Below are 14,003 nucleotides of genomic sequence, written 5' to 3'. Positions count from 1 at the left end.
AAGCGTGGAACTGCTGTCGCCGCCACTCTCCGACATCGACATGCCTGGGCCACCGCGAGGGGCGGTAGTGCCCGCCTTCGGATCCCAACCCTTCATCTGCCCGCCGGCACCGCCGCTGATGCTGCCGGAGCTGGCCGAGTAGTCCATCTGGTTCTGCAGGTCGCTGAAGGTCAGCGTTTGTGCAGTCAGTTCACTGTTGGCCGCGTTGGTGCTGGAAATCGCGCCGCCAACCAGGTTCACGTGCCCGGCATCCACGTGATAGCCACCGTTGCCGGCAAACAAGCCACTCTGCTGGCCCACGCCCTGGTAGCTGCCCTCGGCCTTGCCTGCACTGACATAGCCATCGGCATTCCACGCGTTGCCGAAGGCCACCTGCACGCGCCCACCCACCTGGCTGTTCTTGGACATGCTCTCGGCAATGTCCTGCAGCGATTCGATGGTCAGCGTGCCGCCAGTCTTGACGTCGATGCGGTCAGCCGTCGCGGTCGCGCCGCGCAAGGTGGTGTCACCCTCGGCCCTCAGCGAAATGTTCTGGCCGGTGAGCGTGATGCTTTACCAGCAACACAACTACAGATGATTAACTATCGGCCCTTCGGCCAAGAGTCGCAGCACCTCCCGCAGTTCACTGCAATGGATCCCAGGGCGACCTGAAGAACACAAGCCCAGCAAGGAGATCTCCTTGACTGTAAAACTCACCAAACAATCGAAGTGCAACATTGACATCACTACATACTTTTCGAGAATCCCATAAATCATCGTCAAATGTTACGTAACCACTAGCCGCTCCACCATCAGACCCCCACCACTCCAGAATTTCCATCTTCATATCATCCGAAGAAGTAAAAGCAAACATCCTGAAATTGCCCGGATTTGCGTCCATGCTCATCTTACGGATGTAGCAATCGCTTGCATCGAGAAGCCGCAATCTTACTCGCCCCCCTTGAGCGAACACCGCTCTAACTCCAGCCTCAATCCTACTCCATACCACCCCTTCTGTGATTTCAACATGCGGCCTGGAACGCCCGACAAGAATTTCAACCTCGAACGCTCGACCGTCCTTAAGACTATCATCCATCATCATTCCCACCCCTTCCCCCTTACCCAAACATGAACTCTACCATTACTCGTATCCAACACTCTCACACTATTCAAACCGGCGCGATCAGCAGCCTTTCCGATATCGGACATACAAAAATCACAAACGGATCTTCCTCGGACGACCATACTCATATCCTCCCCTCTTGTAAGGCCTGCATCGAACGCCTGTTGAATCAACGCGATCTCGGCATGTGCCTCTTTCATATTTGAATTTGGACGTCCTGGAGCCACTAAATCTGAGATCAAGGTCGGCCGATTCGGATCGGCCAAATGAGCTGGCCGCGACCCCTGATTGGTATCCCACAGCACTTGGCCACCAATGCTACTCTCTGCAATTACCTCAATTGGCTTTCCACCACCGGGCAACATCGTATTAAGCCTAACATCAACTTTTTGTAGCTCGAACAGATCAGACTTCAGCCGATCGGCGGCGACGATTGACGAATCCGGAACTTGTAGAACGGGATGTTCGATTAAACCGATCCCATCAATATTATCTGGCAGCAGATGCGGGGGCAGCGAGCCATCTGGCTCCAACTTCACCAGCCGCGCCTCTCGAGCTCGTTCGAGCGCCTCCGAGGCGGCGGCCTCCAATGCGGTGGTCTTAGCCCCCTTTGAAAGGAATGCCTCCGGCCCGACCAAGGAAGTTCCGATGTCAAACGTGAGCTTGCCACCAATGTCAGCCGCTTGATCTACGTCTTCAAAATTCCACGAGTTCCTACCACCAGTCAGGTAGTACGCAAGGCCTGCCGTCTTTTCCATGTACCCATTGATGGCCTGACTTATCGCGTTGTTGCGTTTTTCGGAGAAGGCTTGCAAGCCAAGTTTGTCCATCTCCTTGTAATCCGAGAAAAGGCCCAGCAGAACACTGATCTGGTTCATGCTTGCCGCACCAGCTACAAGGTCCTTTCCGCCGGTCCAAAGCCCGTTTACGAACGCAGCACCAGCGACCGCCCGATTCGTCGACAACAGCCAGTCGGCTTCCGCACCGTAGCCTGCGCCACGCAATAGATCAACGGTGTTCGAACCGCACTCACCAACCAGCGAACAGTACACCTTCCTTTGCAGATCTTCGGTGGAAGAGTGAATTGCCAACGTGTCAAGGTTGACCCCAGAACCGGCATTCTTGCTCGCAGCGATGAGCTTATCGGCGTTTTCCGCCATCCAGTCGTCATACTCCCCCTTGTATATAGGAGAGTTATGCGATTCCAATGCAATCTTCGCAAGTGATCGCTGCTCACTGCACGCGATAGACCCTGGCACTTGGCATGCCATCATCAGCTTGTAATCGCGCTCAGCGGAGAGCCGCTCGAAGTTCTCCTTGATATCGCAGTCTTTACCTGCATCAGAACAGATAACAGTCGCCTGAAGGTACTCCATCCGCTCGTCGTGATTCAGGTAGTTGTTCTCAACGGAGTTTTTCGCGATACCCATGCCCAATGTCGCGCCAGAAATTCCTGCACCGGAAAGTCCTCCCGCCATTGCGCCGACCGCTTGTCCGAGCACCCTTACTTGCTCCGCCTGCTCGGGCGTCAACTGCCCCTTATTCTGTTTGGCGTAGTAGTCGCCCAGAAATTTGGCAGCAAGCTCACCACCACCGGCCGCAAGCGCCCCACTCCCCGCCGAGCCACCGTTGGCCTCTGCCAACAGCGCCCCCAGCAACGCGTGCGACAGCATCTGCATGGCCTCACTAGGCACAGCGCTCTGCTTGTTCGGGTCGAACGTCTTGCCGATCAGTTCAGCCGCATATGGTGCCAGCGCATTGGAACCCAGCTGACCCAGTCCCTGTCCTGCAACACCTCCGACCAACGCGCTGGTCACCGCGCCAAGCGCACGACCGTAGACACCGTCAGGAGCCCACTTCTGCTGCGTGACCAACGCCTCGGGGTATGACGGATCGAACACTTTCAGGCGATTGAACTGCTCCTCCGGAGCAAGCGCGTTGAATGCCTCCTTTTCTGCGGCGGTCATCCGTTCCTGATACTTGTCCGTGATCCTGCGCGCGTCCAAACTCCCAATGTCATTGGCAATCTGCTGGCTCGTAGCCAGTACCGTCCCCGCGGCAGCAGCCATCGCCTGCTGATCCGCCAACAACTTGTCCGCGTTCGGCAGCGCCTCCAGCGCGCGGTGCGCCGCAGCGGCATCGGTATTGACCCCCAATTCTGCCGCGCTGGTCTGTTTGCCGCCGATGGTGATAGTGCCTTCGGTCAGTGTCGCCAGCGTCGAACTGCTGTCGCTGCCGCTCTCCGACATCGGCAAGCCCGGGCCACCGCGGGGGGCGGTAGTGCCCGCCTTCGGATCCCACCCCTTCATCTGCCCGCCTGCACCGCCACTGATGCTCCCCGAGCTGGCCGAGTAGTCCATCTGGTTCTGCAGATCGCTGAAGGTGAACGTTTCCGCCGTCAGCGCACTGTTGCCCGCGTTCGTACTGGCAATCGCGCCGCCAATCAGATTCACGTGTCCGGCATCAACGTTGTACCCGCCATTGCCGGCAAACAACCCGCTCTGCTGGCCCACGCCCTGATAATTCCCGTTGGCCTTGCCTGCGCTGGCATAGCCATCGGCATTCCACGCGGTACCCAACGAAACCTGCACGCGGCCGCCCACCTGGCTGTTTTTGGACATGCTCTCGGCAATGTCCTGCAGCGATTTGATGGTCAGTGTGCCGCCGGTTTTGACGTCGATTCGGTCGGCAGTCGCCGTCGCACCCCGCAGGGTGGTATCGCCTTCGGCTTTCAGCGAGATGTTCTGGCCGGTCAGTGTGGTGTTCTGCCAGGTGGTGCTCTCGGCGTTGGACTTGCTGCTGCCCACGCTGGCTTCGGCATAGACATACACGCCGGTCTGCGCGCCAACTGCCACGCCCACGCCTACTTCGGCACCGGCGTTGCTGCTCCTGCTGCGGTCGGCCAGCTGCGACTTGCCCGCTTCCAGCAGGATGTCGCCGGCAGAATCCAGGCTCAGCGAGTTGCCCGCGCTCAGGTTGCCCTGCACCACGTGGATATCCCCGCGGGTGCTGGTCAGGTTGACGTTGCCGCCGCCCTGGATGGTCGAACCGCGCGATACCATGCTGCTACCATCAGCGCTGCTGTTGGCGGTCTTGAAGCCGATACCGGCCTCGGCACTGAACAAGGCACCGCTGCCGCCCTCGCCAAAGGCGTTGGCGACCGCACTGGCCGCCTGATAGGCGTTGGCACCTGCCGCCATGCCCTGCATCTTCTGCAGACGATCATCAGAGTGACGGGCCGCGTCCACGTTGTTGATCAGGTCGATCAGCGGCGACTTCACCCGCGCGAACACGCCGATCTTCAGGTCCTTGTCGCTCTGCGAGTAATGACCGCTTTCGTCGGCGGTCAGCAGCTCGATCTCGGCGGCAGTGATGTTCACGTCCTTGGCGGCCACCACATTGCTGGCCGTCTGCGTGTACTTGCCGCCAGCGGTCAGGTTCACACTGCCGCCCAGGCTGCCGATGCTGCTGGCCACCTGTGACACCTGCGCGCTGTCGTCCTGATGCTGCTCGCGGTGCCAGCCGGAGAACTTTTCGGTATCGGAAATCTGTACCGAGCCGATCGCCTTGCTGTCCGACGTATTGGCGTTGCTGACCGTGTCCTGCCCGCTGCGCACCAGCAGATCGCCAGCCGCACGGATGTTCACGTCCTTCTCGGCGGCGATGTTGGCCGCGGTCAGGCTGATGTTGCCTTCGGTAGTGGCCATGCGCACGCCGCCGCCCACCGAAAGCTGGGTGCCGGTGATGGTGTCGCTGCTGCCGCTGCCCTGGCTCTGCGAGTTGTTGGTACCGAACGGCAGCCCACTCGTGTTGTTGGCAAGGCCCCAACCCTTGCCGCGGCTGCTGCTGTCGCTGCGCTCGGTGTTGTGGGCCACGTCGAACACGATGTCCTTGGTGGCCAGCAGCACGGCGTTGCCCTCGGCCGACATCTGCGTGCCCTGGCTGAGGATCGAGCCCCCGTTGGCAATCAGCGTGAGATCCCCTCCTGCAGCCAACTGGCTGACACGAGCGTCACTGGTCGAATGGCTCTGCTCGCTGTTGGAGCGCTGGCTGCCGGCGGTCACCACGGTCGAGGTAGTGGCCGCACGCAGGCCGGACGCTGCGCCTTCAGCGGTGCGGGTGATCCGTCCCATCGCCGAGCCGCTGTCGGCCATACCGTCGGTGGTCGAATCGCGGGCGCTGCGGTAGGCCTTGGTCGGGTCATAGGTCACGCCCACCGAGAATCCGCTGGACTTGCTCGCCTGACTGGATTCGCTGTCCGTGGTGTCCTGCCGCGCCAGCAGGGCGATGTCCTTGCCCACCAGCGTCAGGTTTTCGCCAGCGGCGACGTCCGAAGCGGCAATCGTCAGCTGGTTGCCAGCATTGATCAGCACATTACCTTCGCGCGAGGCGATGGCCGACCCGACCTGCGTGGTGGACTGCTCGGCGCTGGTGCTGCTGTTCTTCGCGCTGCTGTAGCCCACCGATGCCACGCCGTTGCCAAAGCCTCCGGTAATGCCGGATTTCTTCTTGCTCTCGCTGGATTCACTGCTGTGATGGTCCTCGGCGGCGGTGATCAGTACGTTGTTGCCTGCCCCCAGAATCACGTTGCCGGTGGCATCGACCACCGCACCGACTGCGGTCAGATCGCGACCGGCAGTGATGTTGATGCTCTCGCCCTGGATCGCCGTACCGATGGCATAGCTGTCGCTGTTGTCGACGCTGCGCGTGGTGGTAGTGCTGGAAAGCGTCTTCTTTTTCTTCTCGTAGCTGTCCAGGCTGTAGTCGTGCGTCTCATTGGCCGAGAGCAGGTTGACGTCGCGGCCGGCGGCTACGCTGACTGCGCCATCGCTGCTGTCGACCAGTGCGGCCGTCAGGTTCACGTCGCGGCCTGCGCTCAGCAGCAGATTGTCCCCCGCCTGCAGCGTGCTCCCCCGCACCGTCTCATCACTCTGGCTGACCTGTCGCGAGCTGCGTTTGCCCGCCGCGCTGGAGTCGTTGCTGACACTGTCCACCAGCGCCTGGCTGTTGATGTCACCGCCGGCCTGCAATGCCAGGCCACCACCGGCCTTGATCTGTGCTGCAGCGAGGTTGATGTCCTTGCCAGCAGCCAGCACCACGTCACCAGCGCCCTGCACCGTGGTAACTGCGTGAGTGGTCTGGCTGCTGCGCACATGATTGCGCTCGTCGTAGGTGGAGTCGTTGCGCTGGCCAAGCGTCAACGCACCCAGATCAAGACTGCCGCCTGCCGCCAACTGGGTAAGCCCATCAGCACCGGCATTATGGATCTGCGCGGCCTGCAGGCTGATGTCACCGCCGGCCACCACCGACAACATGCCATCGCCGCTGGGGTTGGTCACATACAGGCCGGCGACACGATCGAGCTGGGTAATCTCGAACGCATGCGTACCACCTGCGCCGAGGGTCTCCACGGTCGAGGCCACAGTGACATTTCCCACCGCCTGCACAGACAGCGCATCAGTAGCGGTAACGGTCGCACCGACGATACGGATGTCCTTGTCCGATGACAGCCCGACGTACTGGCCGGAGATGCTGCCGCCCAGGTGTTCGATGTTGCCGGCGTCGATGGTCACCAGCTTGCGGCCAGCGATGTCACCGGTGTTGACCAGGCCATTGGCCAGTTTGATATCGACATTGGCGCCGGCCAGCAGCGCCCCCTGCCCGTCCAGGTCACCCGGGCGCAGGCGCAGGTACACCTGCGGCACCAGTGCGGTGGTGGTGCTGCCGTCGGCCAGGGTCACGGTCTGCTCCACCAGCCAGACAATGTCGCTGGTCAGCTGTGCCATCTGCGCCTCGGTCAGCGCCACGCCGGGGCGCAGGCCCCATTCGCTGGCCACGGTAGCGCCGGCTTCCAGCAGCGCACGGTACTGCGCCTCATCGCTGGCATAGCCGTCAAGGAAACGGCGGCCGGTCAGCTCGCCGATCTGCTCGCGCACCAGCTTCTGTTCGTAGTAGCCGTCGCCCAGCCGCTTCTGCACGGTATCGGGCGAGTAGCCCATCTGTCCGAGCAGGTGGTCCGAGCTCAGCCAGGTCTTGTGGTCGGTGAAGCGCGGATCGGTTTCAACCAGATAATTGCCGCCGTTGCGGTTGACGTTGAACAGGCTGGCCGTGGGTGCACGGGTGTCCGGCGCGCCCATCGCGATGCGGTCCGGCGAGCCCCCGGCGGCCGCAACCACGCGCGCCCCCGATGCGGCGCCGTTGCCGGCAATGCCGCCCACCGTGCCGCCCTGCTGCGTGCCCGCTGCATCGGCCGCCTGCGCCAGCGCGCGCTCCGCACCTGTTCCACCGGCATGGCCCGGGCCCTGTGCACCACCGTGGCCAGGGCCGTCCGGCAGTGTCTTCGGCCCCTGCACGTTGAGGTTGGCCATTGCCGCGCCATCCTGCACGTTGGGCGCGTTGCGGCCCTGGTTGAGGTTACTCAGATCGCCGACGTCGATGGTGAGCGTGCCGTTGGCGGTGATCTGCCCGCCCAGTTGGCCGATCTTTTCGGAGATGGGTGCTGCTTCCCACTGCGTGCGGGTGCCGTTGTAGGCAATCGATGTGTTGTTGAACGTATGCGTTCGAAACAGCTCCACGCCCTCATTACGCACACGGCTGTCCGCACCGTGGCCAACGATCTGCATGTTGCCGCCGGCAGCGATCTGCGCGTAGAGGTTGTTCAGCTCATCTACCGAAAGGCGCATGTTGCCACCCGATCGAATGACCGCATCGGCGCCGACGCCAGGCTGCAGCTGGTCCTCGTAGGCGACGTGGTGCGCCAGGCGGTTCTGCTCGTTGAGGCTGGTTTCCTGGGTGTGCTGGCGTCGCCCGAAAATCGTCGCGTCCGGATTGTTGAAACCGGCGGGGGTGATGAACTGGATGCAGCTGGTGCTGCACGTTCCATACGCATTGGAGAAGGTCAGACGGTCGGTCTGGTAGGTGAACTTCTCCTTGGATTTGAGCACATCGAAGGGGTCGCCACCTGCCACCTGGTCCGGATTGGCGGCAGTACCCTTGCTGACGTAGTAGATCGTGACCGTCCCGTTCACCGGGTCCATGCGCCAGCGCTCGCCACGCACGTCATAGCCCAGGCCGCCGGAACCGAAGAAGAAGCGCGAGGTGTTCGCAGTCAGGCGGATCACCGCTTTGCCCAGCCGGGTGCCGTCGGCAGCAATGAAGGGCTCGTCCTGCAGCACGTCTTCCGGCGCGATGTAGTAGAACTCCCATGCTTTGTAGTTGCTGGTGTCGCTGACCGTTCCCGCCGTGTTCTTGCTGTTCTTCTGCCACGACGCAACAGTCATGCTCGCGGTGGTGTCTATCGTCTTTGTCGAAACGACCGACACATTCTCACGGATGTTGTTGATCACACCCGCATCGATCGCCAGGTTGCCAGCCACATCGATGATCGAACCGATGTTGTCGATCCTGCCGGCCGTGCCCGCAGCAATGCGGTCAGCCCCCAGCGATCCGCCGATGGCCGCATCGCCGCCGCTGTAGATCAGGCCCTTGCCGGTGTTCTGCAGTTCGCGCACGCCCAGGTCCAGGCGCTCGCGCGCGGCCACGGTGCCGACGCGGGTGGCACCGTTGGCATCCTCGGCAAGGTTCTTCAGCACGCCGGCGGAGATCGCCACGTGGTCGCCATAGATGCGGCCGGTGCCGAGGTTGTCCAGCACGGCGGCTTCAAGGTGGGTCACCTTGCCGTCGATCAGGCCGCGATTGGTCAGCTGGCCGCGGGCATTGAGATGGGTAACGCCTTCGCTGGAGATCTCGCCGTTGGCCGCGTTGTTGATGTTCTGCGCGTTGAGGTCGAGGTTGCCGCCGCGCAGCACGCCCTGGTTGTCCAGGTCGCCGGACAGATGCAGGGCCAGCGTGCCGTTGGCCACCCATTCGCCGCGGTTGCTCAGGCCCTGCTGCAGGGTCAGGCTCAGGTCGCGCTGGGCGTGCACCTGGCCGTCCTCGCTGAGCGCACGCGCCACCAGGGTCTGGCTGCCATCGGCCCGCAACAGGCCGCCGCTGTTGGCAACACTGTCGGCGCTGCTGTCCAGGTTACCGCCGGTGGTGATGACACCCCCGTTGTTCTGCAGCTGGCCGTTGACCTGCAACCGCGCGCCGCCATCGGTGACGATCTGGCCCTGGCTGTTGTCCAGCCACTGCGTTCCGAACTGCAGCTGGCCCGCCTGCAGACCACGGGTGCCATTGCCGCCGCGGGTATTGCGGTTGTCGACGCTGGCTGCGGTGAGGGTCAGCAGCTGGCCGGCGGCGATCGCGCCGGCCGTGTTGTCCAGGTGCCCGCTCAGGGTCAGGTCGAGAGTGCGCCCGGCCTGCACGCGCCCGGCGCCGTTGGCCAGCGTCGTCGCCTGCAGCGACAGGCCCGCCGCGCTGGCAAGGGTACCGCCGGCGCTGTTGTCAACACTGGCCAGCAGCAGCCGCGCATCGCCCTGTGCGTTCAACGTGCCACCGCGGTTGTCCAGCGCACCACCGTCCACCCGCAGCGTGCCGGCCGCCAACAGGCCACCACTGCTGGTGGTGGCCCGGTTGTCGATGGCCTGCCCAGCGGTATCGATGCGCAGATCGGCGGCCGACTGTATCCGGCCGCCCTGGTTGTCCAGCGCGCCGCTGTGCACGCTCAGCGCACCCGTCTGCGTACCCAGCGTGCCGCCGCGGTTGTCGAGCCGCTGGCCACGGGTATCGACGGTCAGCTGGCCGCCCAGCAGCGTGCCGCGCTGGTTGTCGAGGCCGTTCGCCTGCAGCTGCAGCAGCTCGGCGGCCTGCATCGCGCCATCGCTGTTGTCCACGCCTGCAACCGTGGTCAGCAACAGGTCCTTGCCCGCCACCACCGTGCCGTGCCGGTTGTCGAGGCTGGCGGCGTCCAGGGTCATCGCACCGGCGCTGGACAGCAGCCCCTTGTTGCCGTTGTCGAGGCGACCGTCGATGCCCAGTACCAGCTCGCTGCCACCGGCGTGGAGGGTACCTTCGAGGTTATCGAAGCTGACCGCATTGATCGTGCCCGCGCCAGCCAGCAGGATGCGTCCGGCCTGGTTGTCCAGTGCCTGGCCGATGGCCAGGGTGGAACGGCCGCTGCCGGCACCCTGCAGGGTGCCCTGCGCATTGATCAGCTGCTGCGCGGCAACGTCGAGCACACCGTTGCTGGCCAGCGAGCCGCCGCGGTTGTCCAGCAGCCCCTGCACGCGCAGGCGCAGTGCCTCTTCACCGGTGGCAGTGAGCGCACCGCCGGCGGTAGTCAGGCTATCGGCAGTGATATCGATGCGGCGCGCCGAGGTGGTTGCCTTCGACAGATCGAGGGTCTTGCCGTCCAGTACGAACGTGCCATTGCTGAGCACGCTGCCGCCCGACCCTAGCAGGGTCTGCGCGCGCACCTGCAACTGGCCGCTGCCGGCGTGCTGGATATTGCCTGCGCTGTTGTCCAGCGTCTGCGCCTGCAGCGTCAGGTCACCATTGCTGGCCAGCGTACCGCCGGCATTGCCCAGCGTGGTGGTACTGATGCGGCTGGCGCCCTCGCCACTGGCAATGATGCGGCCACCGGCGTTGTCCAGCGTTCCGGCCTCAAGGTCGAAGCGATCAGCGCCCAGCGTTGCCTCGCGATGGTCCACCGCGTCCGCACGCAGGGTCAGCGTGGCCGCAGACACCAGCGTGCCCTTGCTGCCATCCAGGCGGGTCGTGGTGATGTCCAGGCCCAGGTTGCCGGCCTGGCGGATGGAACCGGCGGTGTTGTCCAACCGCGCGGCGCTGATGGTCAGCCGATTGGCATTGCTGGCGATGGTGCCGTCATGGTTGTCCAGCGTACCGTTCACCAGCAGCGCGCTGTCGGCCGTACCGGCGGCACTGAGCGTGCCCTTGCGGTTGAGCAGTTCACCGGCCTGCAGGTCCAGCGCGCCGTTGCCAGCGATCGTGCCGCCGCTGTTGTCCACGGTCTGCGCCACGCGCACCTGCAGCGCATCGCTGCCGGTGGCGCTGAGGTTGCCGCCGGCGTTGCCCAGGTGTTCGGCGTTGATCGCAATGCGCTCGGCCTGAGTGGTGCTGCCGGCACCCAGCACCAGCTCTCCACCCTCAAGCATCAGCGACGACTGGCTGAGAATCCGGCCCGCCGCGCCCTGCAGCGCATCGGCACGGATCTGCAGCGTGCCGCTGCCCGCGTGTTCGATTGCACCGCTGCGGTTGTCCAGCCGCGCCGCCTGCAGCTGCACGTCGCCGGTGCCGGCCAGGCGGCCGCCGTTGCGGTTGTCCAGCAGTTCGCGGGCCTGCACCTGCAACAGGCCGCTACCTGCAGCCAGCACCTTGCCGCCCTGGTTGAGCAGACTGCCAACCTGAAGCTGCAACGCACCGTTACCGGAGATCATACCGGCGCCGTTGTCCAGATCGTCGCGCACGCTCAGCGTCGCGCCCTGGGTACCGGCCGACTGCAGCGTGCCTTTCTGGTTGTCGATGCGGCCGGCGTCGATGCGCAGGCCTGCATTGCCGAGCACCTGCCCGCCCTGGTTGTCGAAGGTTCCGCGCACATCCAGCGCCAGCTCGGAAGTGCCGAGCGAGACGATCTGGCCACCGGCATTGCGCAGGCCATCGGCGTTGATCTGTACGCTCTGGGCGGAGGTGGTGCCGCCACTCACATCCAGCTGGCCACCGGTCAGCCTCAGGTCGCCGTTGCTGAGCAGGCGGCCTTCGGTGCCACGCAGGGTATCGGCGTGCACGCGCAGGGAGCCATTGCCTGCCTGCTGCAGCAGGCCCCTGCTGTTGTCCAGCGTGGTCGCTGTCAGGTTCAGATCGCCATTGCCGGCCACGGTGCCACCGGCACTGTTGTCCAGCGTACCGGCGCGCAGCGTGCTGCCTTGGTTGCCCAGCGACAGCAGATTGCCACCGCGGTTGTCCAGCGTGCCGGCGACGATCTGGAACTGCTTTGCAGTGAGCGTGCCATTGCGCACGTCGGCGTTGCCCACCGTCCAGTCCAGGCGGCCGAGCGTGCTCAGGCGACCACCGGCACCGGTCCAGTCGCCGGTGGTCAGCAGCAGCCCGCCGTCACCGGCATGCTCGATGCGACCGCCTGCATTGGATACCCGGCCTGCGCCGAGGGTCAGGCGCTCGGCATTGCTGGCCAGCAGGCCACCGTCGTTGTCGAACGTGCCGTGCACCGTCCAAGCCGATGCTGCATTGCCGGCATGGCGCAGCTCCCCTGCCCGGTTGTCCAGCGACTGCGCCTGCAGCAGCAGCGCACCGGCCACACTCAACGCGCCCTTCTGGTTGGACAGCGCCCCCAGCTGCAGCGCCGCGTCGCCGTGCACCTGCAGGGTGCCGCCATCGTTGTTCAGATCGCCCGTGGCCTGCAGCGCGGCCACGCCAAGGCGGCCTCCGCTGTTGTCCAGACCATTGCCGGCAACCAGCGAAACACGACCGCCGCTGCTGATGCCGCCACCGTCGTTGTCGAGAAGGCCGGCGATGTCCAGCACACCTGCGGCCAACGGAACCACCGGCGTCACCGGCGTACCGCCTCCCGTGCCGGTACCCGGGGTACCCGTACCGGGCGTACCGGTTCCGGGCGTTCCGGTACCTGGCGTTCCGGTACCTGGCGTTCCGCCGCTTCCCGGGGAGGTGCCGCTGCCGGGGGTACCGCCGATACCGCCCGACGCCACCGCATCCAGCGCACCGATCAGGCCGTCGCTGCGATTGCTCACGCTGCCCGCGTTGGCATTGAACGCCTGCACGCCGGTCTGCTCGATGGCACCGCCACGGTTGCGCAGCCCCTGCGCCTGCAGCTGCAGACGCTGTGCATTGAGCTTGCCGCCACTGTTGTCCAGCGTGCCGCCAGAAGCGATTGCAGCCTCGCGCGTGGCGGCTATCGTGCCGCTGTTGGCCAGATCGCCGCTCGCCTGCACGCGCACGTCCTGCAGCGACTGCAGCGCACCGGTGTTCTCCAGCCGGCCATCCACGGTGACCACCAGCTCGCCGGCCTGCGCACCGATGCTGCCGGCATTGCGCACGCCCACGCCGTGTTCATTGCCCACCAGCCAGATCTTGTTGGCGAACATGCCGCCCAGCGCGCCCACGTCCAGCGCGAAGGTCGGTGCATCGCCGCTGGCCGCCGTGGCGGTCACCTGACTGTAGTCGGCACTGACCACGTTGTTGCCGAGCGATGCCTGCAACTGGTTGGCCCAGATGCCGGCGTTGACCTTCAGCGATCGGGTGATCAGGTCGGTGTAGTCGGCGCGGCTGGTATCGAGGCCATCGCCGTTGACCTCAATCGCCCCACCACTGACCCGATAACCTTCCAGTGCACCGGCACCGGTGAACATCGGCGTGCCAGTGGTGAGCGTGACGCGGCTGGCATTGAGGAAACCGCCGCCGTTGACCTGGATACCGGCCGGATTGGCGATGATCACCTCGGCGCGCTGTCCAGCCACTTCCACGTAGCCATTGAGTCGGCTGGCCGGGCCATTGACCTCATTGAGGATGACCCGTGCGCTGCCGGTGGCCAGCCATGGATTGCCCTGCACCCAACCGCCCAACTGCGTCTGCACCTGGCCACGCGCGTTGTTGAGGATCACGCCCTCGCGGCCGACATCGAACTGCGAATAGCGGTTGCGTGAGACACCACCGGCCGAAGGCGTGGTGATGTTGACCATCGGCACACCGTTCGGCGCGGTCACCACGGTGGGCCGCTCTCGGCCGGGCGCATTGGGATCGGACACGATGTGGCCACCCGACTGCGCTTCAGCCACGGGCGCCAAGCTGGCCCATCCCAATGCGCACATCAGCGCGAAGCCCAAGGGCGACAACGCCGCGCTCTGCCGGCCAGCGACCTGGCCGACCAGGCCACCGCCGCCCTTCACCAGTTCCGAAGCGACCTGCCACACGCGCAGCGCGCGGTTGAAAACCAGGCGATAGATGCTGTTCATTTCACGAATCCTTGTGC

Annotated in this window: 3 protein-coding genes; all 3 read right to left on the bottom strand. The window is 64.4% G+C overall.

The genetic code is table 11. The annotated features are described in order from the left end of the window. A partial coding sequence (locus tag ACFX4F_RS11115) for a hemagglutinin repeat-containing protein (protein ID WP_380655167.1) occupies positions 1 to 528 on the bottom strand: 528 nt, incomplete at its 3' end. 94 nt (positions 529 to 622) lie between these two features. Continuing rightward, positions 623 to 1,075: a DUF6911 family protein gene (locus ACFX4F_RS11110; protein ID WP_133119634.1), complete on the bottom strand. Its 453-nt coding sequence runs from the start codon at positions 1,073 to 1,075 to the stop codon at positions 623 to 625. A gap of 2 nt (positions 1,076 to 1,077) precedes the next feature. Next, on the bottom strand, positions 1,078 to 13,986 hold the full coding sequence (locus ACFX4F_RS11105; protein ID WP_380655156.1) for a hemagglutinin repeat-containing protein: 12,909 nt from the start codon (positions 13,984 to 13,986) through the stop codon (positions 1,078 to 1,080). Positions 13,987 to 14,003: the final 17 nt, after the last annotated feature.

It is taken from the genome of Stenotrophomonas sp. YIM B13575, assembly GCF_042787595.1.
Classification (GTDB): Bacteria; Pseudomonadota; Gammaproteobacteria; order Xanthomonadales; family Xanthomonadaceae; genus Stenotrophomonas; species Stenotrophomonas lactitubi_B.
This window is presented reverse-complemented; position numbering and strand designations above follow the sequence as displayed.

Bases quoted from the DNA above. Each gene is read 5' to 3' on its own strand.
- ACFX4F_RS11110 (WP_133119634.1), bottom strand. From the start codon at position 1,075: ATGGATGATAGTCTTAAGGACGGTCGAGCGTTCGAGGTTGAAATTCTT.
- ACFX4F_RS11105 (WP_380655156.1), bottom strand. From the start codon at position 13,986: ATGAACAGCATCTATCGCCTGGTTTTCAACCGCGCGCTGCGCGTGTGG.